At 34.8% G+C, this 20,073-nt stretch carries 12 protein-coding genes; 4 read left to right on the top strand and 8 right to left on the bottom strand.

Annotated features, from left to right (window positions below; all coding sequences use genetic code 11):
* Positions 1-162 precede the first annotated feature (162 nt).
* Both FGM02_RS00700 and FGM02_RS00705 read right to left on the bottom strand, forming a co-directional pair.
* The gene (locus tag FGM02_RS00700) at positions 163-1,041 is read right to left on the bottom strand and encodes a family 16 glycosylhydrolase (RefSeq protein ID WP_139955949.1); all 879 of its coding nucleotides are present in this window, start codon (positions 1,039-1,041) and stop codon (positions 163-165) included.
* Between the two features lie 49 nt (positions 1,042-1,090).
* A complete protein-coding gene (locus tag FGM02_RS00705) occupies positions 1,091-2,416 on the bottom strand; it encodes a family 43 glycosylhydrolase (RefSeq protein ID WP_139955951.1) in 1,326 nt (441 codons plus the stop codon).
* Positions 2,417-2,642: 226 nt separating this feature from the next.
* Here FGM02_RS00705 and FGM02_RS00710 point away from each other — a divergent pair, with 226 nt between their 5' ends.
* Positions 2,643-3,638: a hypothetical protein gene (locus FGM02_RS00710; protein WP_139955953.1), complete on the top strand. Its 996-nt coding sequence runs from the start codon at positions 2,643-2,645 to the stop codon at positions 3,636-3,638.
* Positions 3,639-3,700: 62 nt separating this feature from the next.
* On the opposite strand, the gene FGM02_RS00715 is transcribed toward FGM02_RS00710, so the two are convergent.
* The 5 genes from FGM02_RS00715 to FGM02_RS00735 form a co-directional block, all read right to left on the bottom strand.
* Positions 3,701-5,143: a sulfatase-like hydrolase/transferase gene (locus FGM02_RS00715; RefSeq protein WP_139955954.1), complete on the bottom strand. Its 1,443-nt coding sequence runs from the start codon at positions 5,141-5,143 to the stop codon at positions 3,701-3,703.
* Positions 5,144-5,145: 2 nt separating this feature from the next.
* On the bottom strand, positions 5,146-8,403 hold the full coding sequence (locus FGM02_RS00720) for a glycoside hydrolase family 2 TIM barrel-domain containing protein (protein WP_139955956.1): 3,258 nt from the start codon (positions 8,401-8,403) through the stop codon (positions 5,146-5,148).
* A gap of 112 nt (positions 8,404-8,515) precedes the next feature.
* Positions 8,516-10,027, bottom strand: a complete 1,512-nt coding sequence (locus FGM02_RS00725) for a sulfatase-like hydrolase/transferase (protein WP_139955958.1) — start codon at positions 10,025-10,027, stop codon at positions 8,516-8,518.
* Positions 10,028-10,189: 162 nt separating this feature from the next.
* Positions 10,190-14,434: a hybrid sensor histidine kinase/response regulator transcription factor gene (locus FGM02_RS00730; RefSeq protein ID WP_243739317.1), complete on the bottom strand. Its 4,245-nt coding sequence runs from the start codon at positions 14,432-14,434 to the stop codon at positions 10,190-10,192.
* A gap of 38 nt (positions 14,435-14,472) precedes the next feature.
* A complete protein-coding gene (locus FGM02_RS00735; protein ID WP_139955962.1) occupies positions 14,473-15,498 on the bottom strand; it encodes a LacI family DNA-binding transcriptional regulator in 1,026 nt (341 codons plus the stop codon).
* A gap of 256 nt (positions 15,499-15,754) precedes the next feature.
* Here FGM02_RS00735 and FGM02_RS00740 point away from each other — a divergent pair, with 256 nt between their 5' ends.
* Both FGM02_RS00740 and FGM02_RS00745 read left to right on the top strand, forming a co-directional pair.
* Complete coding sequence (locus FGM02_RS00740; protein ID WP_139955964.1) at positions 15,755-16,801, top strand: sugar kinase; 1,047 nt, start codon at positions 15,755-15,757, stop codon at positions 16,799-16,801.
* A 109-nt stretch (positions 16,802-16,910) separates the two neighbouring features.
* Positions 16,911-17,579, top strand: a complete 669-nt coding sequence (locus FGM02_RS00745) for a bifunctional 4-hydroxy-2-oxoglutarate aldolase/2-dehydro-3-deoxy-phosphogluconate aldolase (RefSeq protein ID WP_139955966.1) — start codon at positions 16,911-16,913, stop codon at positions 17,577-17,579.
* A gap of 62 nt (positions 17,580-17,641) precedes the next feature.
* Here FGM02_RS00745 and FGM02_RS00750 read toward each other — a convergent pair whose 3' ends face one another.
* A complete protein-coding gene (locus FGM02_RS00750; RefSeq protein WP_139955968.1) occupies positions 17,642-18,670 on the bottom strand; it encodes a LacI family DNA-binding transcriptional regulator in 1,029 nt (342 codons plus the stop codon).
* A 357-nt stretch (positions 18,671-19,027) separates the two neighbouring features.
* Between FGM02_RS00750 and FGM02_RS00755 the strand changes: the two genes are divergently transcribed.
* The gene (locus FGM02_RS00755; RefSeq protein WP_139956041.1) at positions 19,028-20,044 is read left to right on the top strand and encodes a zinc-binding alcohol dehydrogenase family protein; all 1,017 of its coding nucleotides are present in this window, start codon (positions 19,028-19,030) and stop codon (positions 20,042-20,044) included.
* Positions 20,045-20,073: the final 29 nt, after the last annotated feature.

Raw genomic sequence — 20,073 nt, forward strand, 5'->3', positions numbered from 1 at the left:
ATATGTGGTTAGAATAAAGGGACAAATGGTTTTTTATAAAGCAGATTTCGTCTTATTTGAATGAATTTTGTATGCAATAAAGAGTGGAGATATTTTTAAGTAAAACAATAGGTATTGTTTAAAAGGAATACAACACCTATTGCGACTATTTTTTATAGGGGGTTATTTTTTCTTTTTTTGCTTCCAAGCTCTGAAATACTTTATATGAAATTCACCATCTAATCGATCATTATCTGGCAGTGCACCAAACCATTTATTTGATTCGCAGTTAAAGTTGACTTCCAAAGGTTGATGCCAATGTGTGTTTTCGGCTTCTCTAAATAAAATTCCATCAATATAAAACTTGATAGATTCTTTGGTCCATTCTAAGCCCCAAGTATGGTACTCTTTTTGAAGTTCTAAAGGGAAATAATATTTTTTAGTTCGAGAAAAATGTTTTTTAATATCTCCTTTGTTTTTAGGTGCTCTAAAAACATGAATGTTCGAGTTTAAATCATGACGATTGTACAAAACTCCTGGCGCATTTTCACAAATGTCAATTTCCGTCCACCAATCTCTATCCACATTGGTCATCCAAAATCCAGAAACCCAAGGAGCATCCATTAGTTTAATTTCCGCTTCAAAATAACCATAAAGAAATTTTTGTTTACTTTTTATAAAACCTGTAGAATGTGTAAAGTCTTTGGGTAGTTTTTCTTGTCCATGTTGATTTACGCGAATAACCACTTCTCCGTTTTCTAATTGTACATTAGAACCATGAAAATAAGTAGGAGGTCTTCCTTTCCATTTTGGGTTGTTTGGGTACCAACGTGAGGTGTTTAAATTTTTAGTATCAAATTCGTCGGAGTCTTTTTTTAGTAATTTCCAACGACCTTCGTTTTTTTGATCGGATAGCGGCAAACGATTTGAAATTCGTTTTGGAGCGGTTTCAAGTCGTACACTATCCACATATTTTTTGGGTGGAATCGTTAAGTCTTGAGAAAATAAATTCATGCTAGATAGGAATACAATTCCTGCAAGTAATTTTGTTTGTTGTATCATGTTCGCTTTTTTAATTTTTAGAAAGTAGTGCTGTTTGGTGAATTGCTGCTTAATTGAATTTGACCCAGTCTATATTTAATAAATAATTAGTTCCTCCTTCAAAAACGAGTTTGATGTTTTGAACTCCTTTTATTTTTTTTGAAATAGGACTGCTAACCTCTTGCCAATTGTTCCAACCACCTGTATTGTGTACTTGCGTTGTGGTGATAAGTTGGTTGTTTATGTATAATTTTATTAGTCCTCCTTGTGTTCCTGAAGAGACTTTATAAGTTACATTTTTAACTTTTTTAGAGCTGAAATCTACAGCGTTATAGCTTACTTCGGAACCTGATTTTATATAGTCTAATTGCCAATTCACTTCGTTCGATTCTTTAATTCTACTAATTTTTAAATTTTTTGAAGTGGTGTAGCGATCAATTTGTATGGGCTGGTCAATAGGGTGAAGACCTACGCCTCTTAAAGTAGCTGTTTTGTGTTGAATCAGTCCTTTTTTGTTAAAGAACAAACTATCTACACGCATAGAACGTAAATGCTGGTCGTTTGAAATATCATGATGATGGTAAAAAATATACCATTGTTTTTTGAATGCAACAATAGAATGGTGGTTGGTCCAAGCGCCATCTTTCCACCTGTCCAAAATTACACCTTGGTACGTAAAAGGTCCTTTAGGATTGGTACCAGTTGCGTAGGCAATTTCTTCAGATCCTCCTGGAGCATGTGGAAAAGTGAAATAGTAGGTGCCATCTTTTTTAAAAACAAAAGATCCTTCTTTGTATTTTCCCGGAAGCGTTTCTATTTTTTGTGGTTTTCCTTTGATGCTTTTCATGTCCTGAGCGAGTTCAACCACAAATAAATTTTCTCCACCTCCATAATACATATAGGCTTTTCCATCATCGTCAACCAATACATTAGGGTCAATTCCCTCAATTCCTTTTATATAATTTTTTTCAACAGAAAAAGGACCGGTAGGAGATTTAGAAGTGGCGACACCAATTCTTCTAAAAGAACTTTTGTCGGCTGGTGGTGCCGGAAAGTAATAATAGTAAGTATCTCCTTTTTTAACACAATCTGGTGCCCACATACCAAAACCTTTCGGATTTCCCCAAGGAACATCCGTTTGATCGATAATCAATCCATGGTCTTTCCAAGTGGTCATGTTTTCTGTAGAAAAGACATGGTAATAGGGCATGCAAAAGCCATTGTCAGCAAAACCTTCTTCGCAGCGAATATCTGTAGAAGGATAAACATATAATTTTCCATCAAATACACGAGCAGTAGGATCTGCGGTATACATATGTGTTACAATTGGGTTTTGGGCATTCGCTAAACTGCCTGCGAGCAATGCGAATACCAAAAGAGTTTTATAGCGTTTCATAAGAGTTGAATTAATAGTTCATTAAAAAAATGTATAAGATGTTGTGAAATTAGAGCATACAAGCGCGATAGTTTTCTATATATGTGCGTAAGAGTAAAACGTATGTATTCAAAAACTTATAATATGATTAAATACATATGTACTACTTATAAAATCATTTAGTTAGCGATTAGCTGTTGAAAAGTTTTAAGTTTATTTTCTATTAACTACTTAAACTAAATTACGTATGAGACATTTTTTATGGATGGCAATTTTGATTTTATTTTCTAAATGTGGAGGGAATGATTCAGCTTGTGATACAAGTGCTTCCTTTGGAGAAATAACCATTTCCGAAGTGGGCAAAACTTTTATTAGCTTAAACGGAGCGGCGCTAATAGATATTTGCGCGGGCAATGCTTCTGAAAAAGGTATTGTGTATAGTACCAGTGAAAATCCGACAATTGCCGATACTAAACTGACGACCAATAAAGTTATTTTTACCAAAAGATTAGAAGGCTTAGAAGCAGAAACCACCTATTATATCAAACAATTTTTAACCTATGGAGGTCGAACAAGTTACAGTGAGCAAGCGGTAGTAACAACCTTAGCAGGTGCTATTGCGGGAGTTTGTACACAAGGAGATTATATAGAAGCAGATGGTAAATTGGTGGTAGAAATGGAAAGTGCTATTGATAAAGCTGGATGGGACGTGGAAACTTCGGCATCGGGTTATAGCGGAGCAGGCTATTTGGTTTGGAATGGGAGTCAATCTTTTAACGAACCCAATCAAGGTTTAATCGACTATAAATTAAATTTCACAACGACTGGGACTTATAAATTTGTATGGAATTCAAGAGTCACCAAGGGAAATAATGGAACGGAGCATAACGATAGTTGGTTAAGTTTTCCAGATGTTCCTGCGGGCGATTTTTATGGTAAAAAAGGAAATGGGTCTATAGTATATCCTAAAGGACTTGGATTAACGCCAGTTCCAGAAGGCGGAGGGAAGTCTGGTTTTTTTAAAATTTATAAAAGTGGGGCCGCAAACGAATGGAAGTGGCAAGCTTCTACAAGTGATAATGATGGGCATGCGATTTATTTAGAGATCAAAGATCCTGGTGTATATACCATGAGAATTGCGGCTAGATCTTCCAATCATGCTATAGATAAATTTGTTTTACATTTAACTTCCATAGCAGCGCCAACAGGAGCGAATGAACCCTTAAGTGCAATTTGTGAGTAGGGTAGAAATAAAATATTAAAAAGGGCTATTCAATATATTTGAATAGCCCTTTTTTTAGTGTTTTATCTTTTGGATCTGTGTGAATTTTTATTGGCAGTTTTAAAAGTTGCTTTTTTTCTATCCGCTTCCCATCTTTTTTGTCCTTTGATACAATTTGGAATATGTGGATCTAACCAACCTGGAGCGATGTTTTTGGCATCCCATTTTTTATATTCAGCTTCTAACTCTGCTAGTAATTCCGGATTTTCATTGGCAATATCATGACGTTCATAGGCATCAGTTTTTAAATTAAACAGCAATGTTTTTTCTTTGGTAGCACTTTTGTAGATTTTAAAATCTCCTTTTCTAACGGCATATTCGTAACCACCAACAGAACGCCAAAATAGTAAGTCATGAGGTTTGTTGTTGTTCTCATTCAAAATATAAGGCCATAAACTTTTTCCGTCTAGTTGTTTCTGAGAAGTTGGGTTGACACCAGCTGCTTCTAAAAATGAAGGAAATAAATCTAATGAACTTACCATGTTTGTATACACCTGATTTCCTTCTAATTTATTAGGCCAACGAATGAAAAAAGGAACTTTGATTCCTCCTTCAAACAGCATTCCTTTGTAACCTCTATTAGGTCTGTTGTCAGCATGTTCTCCTCTTCCTCCATTGTCACTTAAAAATACAACAATTGTATTGTCTTTTAAATTATTGGCAATTAATGTAGAATCTATTCGACCCACACCATTGTCAACTGCATTTACCATAGCACCGTAAATACTTCTACCCGCGTATTCAATATGTTTGGTTTCTTCTAAATATTTTTCAACAGCATGATCAGGTCCGTGTGGAGCGTTGTAGGCCAAATACATAAAAAAGGGTTTGTCGTCTTTTTTACTAATAAAATCAATCGCTTCGTTGGTAAAGTCATCGGTTAAATAGTTTAGTTCTTCTTCAGGAACTTTAACTCCATTTCTGAAAATAGTTTGAAGTGGGCCTTTTGAAATTCCCCAATAATTCATTCCACCACCAGGAAAACCAAACCAATGATCGAAACCGTGTTTTGGTGGGTGTAAACTAGGATGATCTCCCACATGCCATTTTCCAATAGCACTGGTTCTATAGCCTTGTTCTTTTAAAGCTTCAGAAATCATAATTTCAGATAGGGGAGTTCCTACAGTTTCATCATTTTCCGTGTTGTAAGGCATGTTACAATCGTGCCCAAAACGTGCTTGAAAACGACCTGTAAGTAAACCCGCCCTTGAAGGACTGCAATAAGGATGTGATACATAGCCATTAGAAAAAATAACACCTTCACCTGCCATTTGGTCTAAGTTTGGAGTTGGAATATCCGTAGCGCCATTAAAACCTACATCTGCCCAACCTTGATCGTCGGTTAAAACAACAATAATATTGGGTTTACTTGTGTTTTTAGTTTCGGTTTCTTTTTTCGCAGTTGGTTTGTCTTGTGAACAAGATAGTGCCAACAACGCTGTTAACGTGATGATAATTTTATTCATAGTTAAAATTTAATTTTATCAATAGCTACTTTAGAATTCAATGGAACTAGGTAGAATGAGTATTCATAATGTCCTGGTTTTATCAAATATTCGTCGTGTGCTTCTGCTTTAGGAGACCAAGTATTGTCTCCTCCAACTCCTGCTTGAATTAAGTCCACGTCAACAGTATTTGTATTTCTTTCTAGCAATTCATTGGTATGTGTTGCTGTTTCAATATTTTGAGTACTATAAGGAACAACACTAAAATTGATAGGTTTTATACCTTTTACCAAAAGTCCTTTTCCTTTTTTGTTTGTAAGTTGAAACCATCTTGTTTCCATGTGATTTCCATATTCTTGAGGAACTACATAACCATAATTCATGGTATTTGTAGTACTAGAATACAAACCTAATTTGGCACCACTATTTCTATCTTGGTAATTGGCTTGTGGTCCTTTTCCAAAATAGCTAACCTGGTTGAATTCTTTTGAAATATCAAACTCCATCCCAATTTTAGGTGCATTTGGCTCTTGTTTAGCAATGTTTATGCTATAGTCTACTTTAATTTGCCCCTTTCCTGTAGCCACATATTTTAATGAAATTTTGGTATTGTCAGACAAAACAGTTCCTTCAATAAGAACCTGTACTTTTCCTTTTTGAAGTGTTTTTAGAACTACTTTTTTAACCTGTAGGTTGTCGCCCGCAGTTAGCCAATTGCGTTCTGATTGCTGTTTTTTAGATCTTCGATAAGCAGCATCATTTTCAGTTTCTGGTCTCCAAAAATTTAATTTTAAAGGAGCAGCCAAATAATTTATACCAGCAGCCTTAAACGTTTTTAGGGTTCCTTTGCTTTTATCAATACTCACCAAGAAATTTTTATTACTTAAAGTAATTTCTGTATCCGTTTGTTTTGTTTCAATAGCAGGATAGCTTGCCGTTTTGGTTTTAAGAGTAGGAGTTTTATAAGGAAGTACAAATTGCTCTTCAAAAACAACATAGCCTTTAGTTTCCCATAAGGTATTTTCTTTTAATTTACCTTGAACGGTTATGCTGTATTCAGCGGCTGCTTTTATTCTCGGTTTTTTGAAATTGATGGTGAATTCATCTGTTTGGAAGGCTTTTGTTGTTAATTCGTTTAGCAGTCCTTTTTTGATGATGTTTCCATTTTCAGTTAGGTACCATGACAATTCATACTGACTTAAATCAGAAACATGGTGTCTGTTTGTAATTTTGAAAGTTCCTTGAAGGGCATTGACAGCTGTAATAACAACAGGTTGATTTACTTTTTTACATTCAAAAATTTCTGGTTTAGGTGTTCTGTCGGCAGCTATAATTCCGTTGATACAAAAACTATTGTCATTAGGTTTGTCGCCAAAATCTCCTCCATAAGCCAAAAATTCTTTGCCATTTTTATCTTTTTTAAGAATTCCTTGGTCAATCCAATCCCAGATATAACCTCCTAAAGCTCGGTCGTTTTTGTAAACAACATCCCAATACGTTTTCATGTTTCCAACAGAGTTTCCCATAGCATGTGCATATTCACACATAATAACTGGGCGCGTATCTAATTTATCCGTTGAGTCAATTAAATTTTGATATTCTTGTGGACTTGGATACATTCTACTAACCATATCAACCCACCAAGGATCGGTTGGGTTTCCAGCACCGTGAGTATAGTTGTTTTTTTTGTAATCTTTATGAGAAGGGAGTCCTTGAGCACCTTCATAATGTACAAATCGTGTCGGGTCAAAATCTTTGATCCAACCAGCCATAGCAGCATGATTAGGTCCTGTTCCAGATTCATTTCCTAAAGACCAAAAAACAATACTAGGATGGTTTTTATCTCTTTCTACCATGCGAATGGCTCTTTCTAAATAAGCAGATGCCCAAGATGGAGTATTGGTTAATAAACCTCTCGTACCATGTGTTTCAAGATTTGTTTCGTCCATTACATAGATCCCATACTTGTCGCATAAATCATAAAAATAAGGATCGTTAGGATAATGAGAAGTTCTAACGGCATTGAAATTAAATTTCTTTATAAGTTGAACGTCTTTTTCTATATCAGCTCTCGACAAAGCTTTTCCGTTAGTCATATGATGGTCATGTCTGTTGACACCAATCATTTTAACTGGATTTCCATTGACTAAAAAGCGACCTCTTTGGTCAATTTTTAATTCTCTAAAACCAACTTTTGTACTTGAAGTTTGGGTGGTTGTACCTTGCTCATTTTTTACAGTAAAAACTAAAGTATACAAGTTCGGTTCATCAGAAGACCATTTTTTAGGGTTCTCAACTTCAATTTCTTGCATTCCAAAATACACATTGTCACGTTGTGGATAAGATTCTCCTAAGGCTTTTTTTAAGGGCATTGTTGTAGGTTTGCTTACCACACTTCCAGTAGCATCTACTAAAGTAGAAGTAAGTGTCCAATTATCGTATTTGGTTTTTAATGGAGTTGTTCCAAAATGACCAACTTTTTCTTCATACTTATCCTTTTTATTTACCACAAATTCTGGACGAATTTGAACAATGGCATTTTTGTAGTCATCGTCTAATTTAGTTCTAACAGTAAAATCAGACAAACGAACTTTAGGAACAGCTTGTAGGTAGACTTCTCTTTCAATACCACTCATTCTCCAATGGTCTTGTGCTTCTAAATAACTACCATCACACCAACGATACACTTTTACTGCAATTTTATTTTCACCAGAGTTTAAGTGTTTGGTAATGTCAAATTCTGAAGGCAAACGCGTGTCTTCACTATAACCAACAAATTGACCATTCACCCAAACGTAAAAAGCAGAAGATACCCCTCCAAAGTGCAGAATAACATCTTGGTTCTTCCAATTTTCATCAATAGTAATTGTTTTTATATAGTGTCCAATAGGATTGTCGTTATGATTGATATATGGGAAATCGCTAAAAAAAGGATAGGTTGAATTGGTGTAAATAGGAGTTCCATAACCACGCATTTCCCAGTTAGAAGGAACATCAATGTTTTTCCAGTTTTTAGAATTGTAATTTACTTCATGAAAATTAGAAATGGCGTCGGCAGGTTTGGCAACCCAATGAAATTTCCAATCGCCATTTAAAGATTTGTAATTTTTAGAGGATGCTCTATCTCCTATGACGGCATCTTGAAAAGAATCAAAATTGTAAAAGGTGGTGTGTGCATCTAATTTGTTAATTTGATTGACATGTGGGTTTTCCCAATCATTTTGTTGTGCATACAAAAAGCTTGAAAAAAAAAGAACTGCCATTGGAAAAAAATTCTTCATAGGATCGATTTCTATTTATTGTAAGTTGTTTTTTTGTTTAAAGAGGATAAGTGTTATACTTAAAAAAAGGGTACAACATTAAATAAAATGTGTACCCCTTTGTTTGGGTGTACTAAAGTTTTATGATTTCAGAAATATCCAAAGGATCGTCCATTTCTTTTTGAAGTTGTAACAAATCTTTGAAAAGAGTTTTTGTTTTTTCTTGATATTCAGGTTTCTTGGCCAAATCGTTCATTTCTTCAGGGTCCTTGTTTAAATCAAATAAAAGAACCTCCTTAATTTCAGGAAAGATTAATAATTTGAATCCGTCTTTTCGAATCATTCTTTGAACTCCTAAATAGGCTCCATAAATTTCATCATAATGACTTTTTTGAGTCGTACCTTTTGCCAAGTCTAAAAAACTATTAAAATCTATATAGCTAGGTTTTGTTGCGCCAGCTATTTCTAAAGAAGTTGCCATGGCATCTTGTAAATACACATCTGCATTGATTCTTTTGTTTTTTAGGACATCAGGACCTAAAATAACCATTGGCGGACGAATACTATGGTCAAATAAATTTTGTTTTCCTAAAAATCCATGTCTACCCATAGCCAAACCATGATCGGCAGTAAAAATAATATAGGTATTGTCTAGTTTTCCTGATTTTTCAAGAGCTTCTACAATCAATCCAATTTGAGCATCTACGTGCGTGATGCTTGCATAATATTCTTTGATATGGGTTTTTACAGCAAATTCTGTTCTAGGAAAAGGTGCTAAAGCTTCATCTCTTAAATCGTTACTATTCGCAATTCCATGTCGGTATGGGTTTTCTGGTACATAACTTTTAGGTACAGAAATATTTTCTAAAGAATACATGTCTTGGTATTCTTGTGGAGCTTGTCTCGGATCGTGAGGAGCATTAAAGGCCAAGTACATAAAAAATGGATTTTCTTTTTCTTTGGCTGTTTGGATAAAATTGATGGCATCATCTTTAAGCGCTTCACTCCAGTGTTGTCCACCTTCCCAAAAACCACCAAATTTGGTGTCTGTTGGGGTCCAGTCTTTATCGTTTTTATCTTTTGGTCTGTTATACCCAACAGGCATAATGGCTTCAGATCCAGATTTTTTATATTCAGGATTTTTTTTAAATTTTTCTACCATGGCATGATGATCCCAGGCGTCTTTTGGCATTCCGCCTCGCACATTTGTTGTGTTTTGGAAAACTTTATGTGCTTTTGCGTCCACATGCCATTTCCCTGTCATGTAGGTGTCGTAGCCTTGCGCTTCCATAAGTTTACTCCAAGTCTGGTTTAAAGAATCATTTTTATACCAGTTTTTTCTGAATTTGTTGGCTCTCCATACAAAACGGCCAGAATTTAACATAGCTCTTGAGGCAGCACAAACGGCTCCACTCCAAGATCCCATATTATAAGCATGTGTAAATGTAGCTCCTCCTTGTACCAATTTATCCATATTAGGCGTAATGATTTCATTGTTCCCTAAAGCGTGAATGGAAGAATACGTTTGGTCGTCTGTAAAAATGAAAACGACGTTTGGCTTTTGCGCTTTTTTACTTTCTTTTTTAGCTGTTTGACAACTGAATAAAATGCAGGAAAGAACTGCTATTTGAATTACTGATTTCATATAATTATTTTTCTTTAGATCGTTACAAAGATTGTGAAAAGTAGCTTAATTTATAGACACGTATGTTTTTATATAACTCACATATGTTTTTGTTGGGTGAAAACGCGGCAAATGACTTTATATAACAAGAGGCTAAAAATGATTTTAGCCTCTTGAAAATGTTTAAGTTAAGGGAGTTTCCTCTTCAGGAGGATTGTTCTTTTTACTGACGTTTCTTACATATTTACTTGGGATAATTCCAAACTGCTTTTTAAAGCATTTAGAAAAGTAGGAAGCCGTGTTAAATCCGGTCATATACATGATTTCCTTCACAGATAAATCGCTAGATTCAAGTAGTTGTACGGCTCTTTTTAAACGAATGTTTCGAATAAATTCACTAGATGATAAGCCGGTAAGTTCTTTTATTTTGAAATGTAAATTACTTCTACTCAACGCCATTTCTTTCACCAACATTTCAACACTAAACTCGGTATTCATCATGTGTTTTTCAACAATTTGAATAGCGTTTTGCAGGAATTTTTCATCGGTTGAGGTTACTGTAATTTCTTCAGGTTGAAGTGTGATTTCTCGGTTAAATCGCTTGCGTAACTCTTCTCTCGTTTTTAAGGTGTTGGTTAACTTTAACTCTAAAAGCTCTAAGTCAAAAGGTTTTCTTATATAAGCATCGGCACCAGTTTTTAAACCTTGAATTTCCCATTCTTGTGAGGTTTTTGCCGTTAGCATAATTACAGGAATATGACTGGTTTCTTTGGAAGTTTTTAATTTGTTACAGAATTCTATTCCATCCATAATTGGCATTAAAACATCAGTAATAACAATATTTGGCATGAGTTTTTTTGCGAATTCAAATCCGCGTTCTCCGTTCTCTGCTTCATAAACGTCATAATTTTCAGAGATTCCGTTTTTGATCACAGATCGTATTTCCGCATTGTCATCCACAACCAAAACAATAGGAAGTTTAGATCTGGTTTTGGAAATATTTTGATCTAAGATATCATCGATAACGTCAATGGCGTTTAATTCAGCATCAATTTGATTGGTGAAATTAGCATCTTCTGAAGGCTCTGTAAAGCTAATGTCTTTTATGTTTTCGTAGTTTTCTTTTTCAATAGGAAGCCAAACTAAAAATGTAGTACCTGTTTTGGCATCGCTGGTAACGTCAATACTACCTTGGTGTAATTCTACCAAATCTTTGATAAAGGCCAAACCAATTCCTGCTCCTTGGGTATTTACTTTTCGTACATCACGGTCTACATAAAAGCGTTCAAAAATAAATTTGATTCTATGTGCAGGAATTCCAGAGCCAGTATCGGTAACCTGAATGACCATATAGTTTTCTTTATTTGAAACCTTTTGCAGCCCAGTAGGAATGTCAAAGTTTTCGCCTTTGCAAATATGAATGTTTATAGATCCTTTTTCAGGAGTAAACTTAAAAGCGTTGGATAATAAATTATTGATAATTTTTTCTAAAGCATTTGGGTCAAACCAACTTAAATATGATTTATCCGTGTGCTTAATGTTAAAATTAATTTTTTTACTCATGCTTAAAAATTGAAAAGGCTCGCAGATTTCCTTTACAAATTTGATCATATCATGTTCACCAACAGACAAACTCATTTTTCCTTTGTCCATTTTTCTGAAATCTAAAAGTTGATTGACCAGTCGAAGCAGAGAATCGATATTTTTACTCATCAAAGCATATTGCTCACTTGCTTTTTTATGACTGATTTTTGGTCCTTGTTTTTGTAAGAAGTCTAAAGGCCCTTTTATTAAGGTAAGCGGTGTTCTAAATTCATGAGAAATATTGGTGAAAAATTCCAATTTTAATTTGTTGATTTCCTCGTATTTTTCTTTTTCTAAATGTTCTAATTCGAGTTGGTGTTTTTTTGTTGATTTGATAATGGTAAATCGTTGAAAACCGAATAAACTAGCAATGAATAAAAGTAAGTAGATAATTTTAGCATAGGTACTTCTCCAAAAGGGAGGGGTTACTTTAATAATTAGCTCTGTAGGTTGCTTATTCCACAAGCCATCATTGTTAGAAGATTTTACTTTTAGTGTGTATTTTCCAGGTTCTAAATTGGTGTAAGTTGCAAAACGCATATCAGAAGAAGTATTGATCCAATGATCGTTAAAACCTTCAAGTTTGTATTTGTATTGATTTTTCTTTGGTGCCGCAAAATGCAATCCAGAAAATTCAAATGAAAAACTATTTTCTTGATATTTTAATTCTATTTCTTTTAAATCGTTGATGGAGTTTTTTAGAAGGACACGACCGTTAATTTCTTCTCCAATAGCGATAGGTTTATTAAAGATGGAAAGTTTTGTAATAATGGTATTTGATTCTGTTGTATTGTCTTTAATGGTGTTTGGGTTGAAAATATTTAGGCCGTTTACACCACCAAAAAGAATCTCACCATTTTTCCTTTTTAAACTGGCTAACTCTCCAAACTCATCACTTTGCAAGCCATCGTTGCTATCGTAATTTTTTATGTTTCCGTTGGTAGGGTTGATGCGAGAAAGACCTCGGTTAGAAGAAATCCATAAGTTTTTATTGGCATCTTCTACAATGGCCTTAATTACATTGTTTGGTAGGCCGTTGCGTTCTGAAATTACTTCAAAATGTTCTGGCTCATTTTCTGTTGCCGGAATAAATTTATTAAGTCCGCCCCCAAAGGTTCCAATCCAAATGGTGCCATCAGCGGCTTCACGAATTGTTAAAATATAATTATGGGTGATTGTTTTTGGATCACCTGGTGTGTTTTTGTAAACCTTAAATTTCGGATTTCTTTTGGTTCTTTCTGTTTTTGAGAGGGAGCAAAGTCCATCGGCAGTTGCAAACCACAAAGTACCTTTTGAATCTTCAACAATTTCTCGAATAATATTGCTAGAAATACTTTCTTGTTTGGTAGGTTCGTAGCTAAGAATGTCTTTTCTATACTCACCTGGAGTTTCTGTCGCTAACCATCTAAAAACCCCTCCATTATAGGTTCCTATCCAAATATTTTTTTGACTGTCTTGAGCGAGGGCAAAGGTACTAGGGGTTATTTCATTGACTGTTTTAAATGAATTTTCTGTGATTGTCGGATTGTTGGTGATGTCAACCTCATACAAGCCAGGAGAGCCTTCTGTACCAATTAGTATTTTTTTTGTAGAACCTTCGTTAATTTCAAGAATGTCATAGGGTTTTAAATAGCGTTTAAAATTATGAAGATGATCTAGGTCGTGGTCGCCTTTTAAAGCAATATTCAAGCCGCCGCCATGAGATCCAATCCATAAATTTCCATTACTATCTTCAAACAGACTTTTGATATTTTCATTGGCAAGGCTGTTTTTGATATTTGTTTTTCTAACCACCCGAAACCGTTTTTGCTCAAGATCTAGTTTGTTTACACCACCACCTATCACGCCTGCCCAAACAATACCCGCTCTGTCAATATATAAGGAGTTAACTTGATTTTTACTAATGCTGTTTTCTGGCGATTTGGGGTTGTATGAAAAGTGATGAATGTAGGTTGGATTGTCTTTTGGAGAAGTGCTCTTGTAAAATATTAGCCCACTTGCGGTTCCGCACCAAATTTGGTTTTTGTAGGTAAGTATTTTTCCTGTGTAAAAATCATTTAGTTTGATAACGGGCTTGTTGTCGTTTCTTTTTATGTACAAACCATTGGTAGTTCCAATTAATAAATTACCAAAAGAATCTTCATTTATGGCTTTTACATTACGATTCTTAAAACCTAAAATGGCATTGTAGTTTTGAAAAAATTCATCGCCATTAGGGTTTTTGTTTAGTCTGAAAATCCCGTTAATAGTTCCTATCCAAAGTTGTCCGTTGCTGTCTTCAAAAATACTGTTGACAGATTTGATACTAGAAATTTCACCAAGAGTTTCAGTTGTAGTTTGGAAATGCTTTATTTTAATTGAATCTAAGGGCGAATTTAAATCTAAAACATCTAGTCCACTAATGGAACCAACCCATAATCTGTTTTTTTTGTCTAAATAAATTCGACTTAAATAATTGCTAGAAAGACTATTTGGATTGTTGGCTATATGGGTAAAGTGCTTGAATTTCTCCGTTTTTCTATCAAAATAATTCAATCCTTGTCCTGTGGTGCCTATCCATAAATTTCCGTTTTCATCATTAATGATGTCCCAAATTAAATTGCTATTGATGCTATGTGCATCATTGGGGTTTGGTTTGAATATAGTGAAGTTGTAGCCGTCATATCTGTTCAAACCATCATGTGTACCAAACCACATAAAACCTTGGTCATCTTGAATAATGGCATTTACATCGTTTTGCGATAAACCGTCTTTGGTGGTTAAGTGTTTAAATCCAAGATAATCTTGAGAATAACCAAAATGAACGAATATTAGAAATACTAAATAGGTAAAGGTTTGTTTCACGTTTAAAATAGTTTTTGAAAAGGAGGTTTAAAGATAATTTATTTTTTCCTAGAAGAATCTCTGATAATTAATTCAGGATCTAAAATCATTTTATTCAGAGTAGGTGGGATATCAGCCTCTTTTATTCTTCGTAAAAAAGCTTCAGCAGTTAATACACCTATTTCGGTACTATGTTGTTCAATGGTGGAAATTGGAGGGCTGACCAATGATGTGAAAGGTTCGTTTCCAAATCCAACAATAGCAATTTCCTCAGGAATTTTGATATTATGTTCTTTTAAAACCTGTAAAGCACCTAAGGCAGCATAATCACCAGCCACATAAACGGCATCAGGTCTGTTAGCGTGTTCTAATAACTGCTCCATAATGGCACGTCCGTTTGCCTTAGATAAATTGCATTCAAAAATCAAATCATCATCAAGGGGTAAGCTATGTTTTGCAAGGGCATCTCGATAGCCTCTATTCCTGTTTTTAAAAATACGAGTATGGCTAAAACCACCTATATGCGCTATTCGTTTGCAATTTTGCTCTACCAAATGATCTACAACCATGTGGCTACTTTTATAATCATCAATTCCTATATAGTCAACACCCAAGTCATTTTCACCACGATCAAATAAAACTAAGGGAATTCCTTTCGATTTAATTTTTTCATAAGAGGAAAAATCTTTGGTTTCGTTTGCTAAAGAAGCAATAACCCCATCTACTTGGGTAAATAATAAGGCATCAATATTTCTACATTCCTTATCAAAGGACTCATACGACTGTGAAATAATGATATTGTAGCCTTTTTTATTTAAAACGCCTTCGATACTTTCTAATACTGCTGAGAAAAAATTACTATTGGCACGGGGAATAATAACCCCTACTAAATTACTTTTCCCTTTTCGCAAGGCACTGGCTAAATAATTGGGTTGGTAGTTCAAGTTTTGTGCTACCTGCTTGACCGAAGCCTTCGTTTTTTCGCTAATTCTAGGATGGTTATTCAGTGCTTTTGAAACAGCAGAAGGAGTCAAACCTAACACGTTAGCAATGTCTTTTATGGTTGTTTTTTTTTTAATTCCCAAATTATTTATATATTTGTTCCATCGTTTGAACAAAAGTAGTTTATTTTTGTAAGAATAACAAATCAAGAAAACTTTCAAAACACAGTGTATATAGGTGATTGAAGGTTTTTTTGGCGCCTAATGTTAAGGATTATAAATATGTAATCCTATTTTTTGGTAAAAGTGTTCAATCGATAGAACAGTAGAACAATAGTCTAAACATAAACGTAAGATTCTAATGAAACGGAATCATTAATTAAATTAAACAAGAATTAAGATGGGTAAAGTAGTAACTTTCGGAGAGATCATGTTAAGATTGGCTCCACAAGGATTTTTAAGATTTTCACAAGCGAACAGTTTTGACGCTATCTATGGTGGTGGAGAATCTAACGTAGCAGTATCATTAGCAAACTACGGAGTAGATGTAGATTTCGTAACTCGTTTACCAAAAAACGATATCGGAGAATGTGCCATGATGGAAATGCGTAAAAGAGGTGTGAATGTTGATAAAATCGTTTATGGTGGAGACCGTTTAGGAATTTATTTCTTAGAAACAGGAGCTGTATCAAGAGGATCTAAAGTTGTTTATGACCGTGCACATTCTGCAATTGCAGAAATTGAGTCAGGAATGATCAATTGGGAAGATGTTTTTGCTGGAGCTGAATGGTTTCACTGGACAGGAATTACGCCTGCGATCTCTCAAGGAGCTGCAGATGTTTGTTTAGAAGCTGTACAAGCGGCTAGCAAATTAGGTGTAAAAATCTCTACAGATTTAAATTACCGTGCTAAATTATGGAACTATTGTGACAATGCTCATAGAGAAGCTATCATGACTGAATTGACTTCTTATTGTGATGTTGTTTTAGGAAATGAAGAAGATGCAGAAATGCACTTCGGAATTAAGCCAGATGGTGCTGCGGTTCAAACTGCTGGACACGATGTAAAAGCGGAAGCTTTCTTATCAGTATGTCAACAAATGATGGAAAAATTCCCAAGAGCTAAAAAAGTAATTACAACGTTAAGAGGTTCTATCTCTGCGTCTCATAACACATGGGCAGGAGTTTTATATGACGGTAAACAAATGTTACAAACACGTCAATACCAAATTACAGATATCGTTGATAGAGTAGGCGGTGGAGATTCGTTTATGGGAGGTTTGATCTACGGATTGTTAAAATACCCAGAAGATGATCAAAATGCATTAGATTTTGCTGTTGCTGCATCTTGTTTGAAACACACGATTAAAGGTGATGCAAACTTGGTAACTGTTGCTGAGGTTGAAAAATTAATGGGTGGAGACGCTTCAGGAAGAGTAGCAAGATAATAGTAAAACATTTGTTGAACTGTTGGATTGTATTTGTTTAATTGAAGTTTTCTTCAGTGCAAAATAATACAATTCGGCAGTTGAACGATTTAACAATTACACATACAATATGGCACAGTTTAGTAGAATTGAAGTTGCTGCGGCAATGAAAGAAACAGGGATGATTCCTTTGTTTTTTAACAACGATATAGAATTAAGTAAAAAGGTTTTGAAAGCTTGTTACGATGGTGGAGCTCGTTTGATGGAGTTTACTGCTCGTGGAGATTTCGCTCATGAAGTTTTTGGAGAATTGACAAAATATGCAATTGCGGAATTACCAGGAATGATTATGGGTGTTGGTTCTGTTACAGATGGAGCTGCTGCTTCATTATACATGGCTTTAGGTGCAAACTTTATCGTAACTCCTGTTTTAAGAGAGGATATCGCTATTGTTTGTAATCGTAAAAAAGTATTATGGTCACCAGGATGTGGGTCTTTAACTGAAATTGCAAGAGCTGAAGAGCTTGGATGTGAAATCGTTAAATTATTCCCTGGAGATTTATACGGACCAAAATTCGTAAAAGGAATTAAAGGACCTCAGCCTTGGACGTCAATTATGCCAACAGGTGGAGTTGCGCCAACAGAGGAAAATTTATCTGGATGGTTTGATGCAGGTGTTACTTGTGTTGGAATGGGATCTCAATTGATTTCTAAAGACATCATTGCAAATAAAGATTACGCAAAATTAGAGCAAGATGTAAAAGCTGCTTTAGCAATTGTAAAGAAAGTAAGAAAATAATTACTTAGGTAATTAACAAAGAGAAGGCGCAGTGTAAAACTGCGCCTTTTTTATTTGTCTTATTATTTGTTTTTATTGGAAGAATCTCTAATTAACAGCTCTGTTTCAATAATAATCTTATTCACGCCTCCTTCTTCTATAGGGTTGTCAATTCTGTTTAAAAAAGCTTCTGCTGCTAATTTTCCAATTTCTGCACTGTTTTGATCAACTGTTGAAATAGCGGGCACCACATAAGAAGTAAAACGTTCGTTACTAAAACCAACCAAGGAAATTTCTTCAGGAACCTTAATTTTGTTTTCGTTTAATACTTGTAAAGCGCCAAGGGCGGCAAAATCGCCAGCAGCATAAACGGCATCCGGTCGATTAGGAAGTTCTAATAATTCTTCCATGATTTTTCTTCCGTCTTCAATTCGTAATTTGCTATTGCTAATAATTGTTTTGTCTATGGCAATTTCATTTTTTGTTAAAGCGTCCTTATAGCCTTTGATACGATTTCCGTAAACTCTGGTGCCATCAAAACCTCCCATATGAGCAATTCTCTTACAGCCTTGTGCAACTAAATGATCTATAATTTTAAAACTAGTTTTGTAATCGTCAATACCAACATAATCAACTTTTAATTCCATCTCCCCTCTGTCAAATAAAACCAAAGGAATGCCCTTTGCTTTTATTTTTTCATAATAACTTAGGTCGGTAGTCTCGTTTGCCATGGAGGCAATTATTCCATCAACCTGGGTAAAAAGAAGGGATTCAATGCATTTACATTCTTTTTCAAAAGATTCATTGGACTGGGTGATAATTATATTGTAGCCTTTTTCGTTGAGTACTTCTTCAATTTTTTCAAGAACAGAAGAGAAGAAATTACTATTGTTTCTTGGAATTATTACTCCGACCAATCTGCTTTTCCCGCTGCGTAGTGCGCTTGCTAGGTGATTCGGTTGGTAGTTTAAGTTTTCTGCCACCTGACGAACCGCGATCTTTGTTTTTTCACTAATTCTAGAGTCGTTGTTTAATGCTTTGGAAATGGCTGAAGTAGACAGTCCCAATACATTAGCAATATCTTTTATGGTGATTTTTTTTTTTGTTGTCAAAGTTTTAATATATTTGCTACATCGTTATAGCAAATATAATATTTTTTATTTACTCACAAAGTAGAAATGTAAATAAAGCTATTATTGCTTCATAGATAAGGAGTTAATTCTTTTTATTTGTTTTCAAGTAAGGTTTAATTGTTGATTAAGCTATAACGATGTAGCAGGTTCTGTAAAGTTTTAAAAGAATCGATTTTAGAGAGTAAGTTTAGTTAATGAAATTAAAATAAAGTGCGAAAGCTCTTTTTTTATCTATTTGCTACATCGATGTAGCAAGTTTGGAATTGAGAAGTAAAATCTAATTTATGTCGAGAGTTATAGCTTAGGTGAAAAAAATAATTTTAAAAGAATAAAATGATGAAATATATTGTTTGCGAAAAACCAGGTGAGTTTATCTTAAAAGAAAAAGAAGCTCCAGTAAGAAAAGAAAACGAAGCTTTGTTGCAAATAAACAAAGTAGGAATTTGCGGTACAGATTTACATGCCTATGCTGGGAATCAAGCATTTTTTACCTATCCAAGAATTTTGGGTCATGAATTGGCTTCTGAAGTTTTAGAAATTGGAGAAAATGCAAGAGGAATTAAAGCGGGCGACAAAGTTGTCGTGATGCCTTATGTAAGTTGTGGTAAATGTATTGCATGTAGAAATGGAAAAACAAACTGCTGTACTAATATTACAGTATTAGGAGTTCATGGTGATGGAGGGATGCAAGAACAAATTACCGTTCCTGCGGATATTTTATTGCCTGCTAATAATTTATCTAACGACCAAATGGCCATCGTGGAGCCTTTGGCTATTGGAGCACATGCTGTAAGAAGAGCGGCTATTACTCCTGGTGAAACTGTCGCTGTTGTAGGTTGCGGACCTATCGGAATTGGAATCATGAAATTGGCTCAAATTGCAGGTGCTAAAGTTGTGGCTATTGATATGAATGAACAACGTTTAGAATATGCTAAGGAAAAGATTGGTGTTGAATATACGGTAAAAGCGGGTGCAGGTGCTGCCGAAGCAATTGCTGAAATCACAAATGGAGACATGTGTACTGCTGTTTTCGATGCCTCAGGAAATAAATTTGCCTTAGAAGCAGGACCAAGTTATATGTCACATGGTGGACGTTTTGTACTAGTTGGTTTGTCTAAAGGAGAGTTGACTTACAATCACCCTGCAGTGCATTCTAAAGAAATGACCTTAATGTGCAGTAGAAATGCAACTACGGAAGATTTTGAACATGTCATCAATGTATTGGATCAATTTCCAACAGAATCATTTATTACTCACAATGTGCCTTTTACAGAAATGATTGAAAATTTTGATAGTTGGTTAGATCCTGCTACTGGCGTAATCAAAGCAACTGTAGATTTTACGAAACAATAAGAATAGGAAGTTATTTCTTCATTAAAACA

The sequence above is a fragment of the Flavicella sediminum genome (assembly GCF_006381105.1).
Taxonomy (GTDB): domain Bacteria; phylum Bacteroidota; class Bacteroidia; order Flavobacteriales; family Flavobacteriaceae; genus Flavicella; species Flavicella sediminum.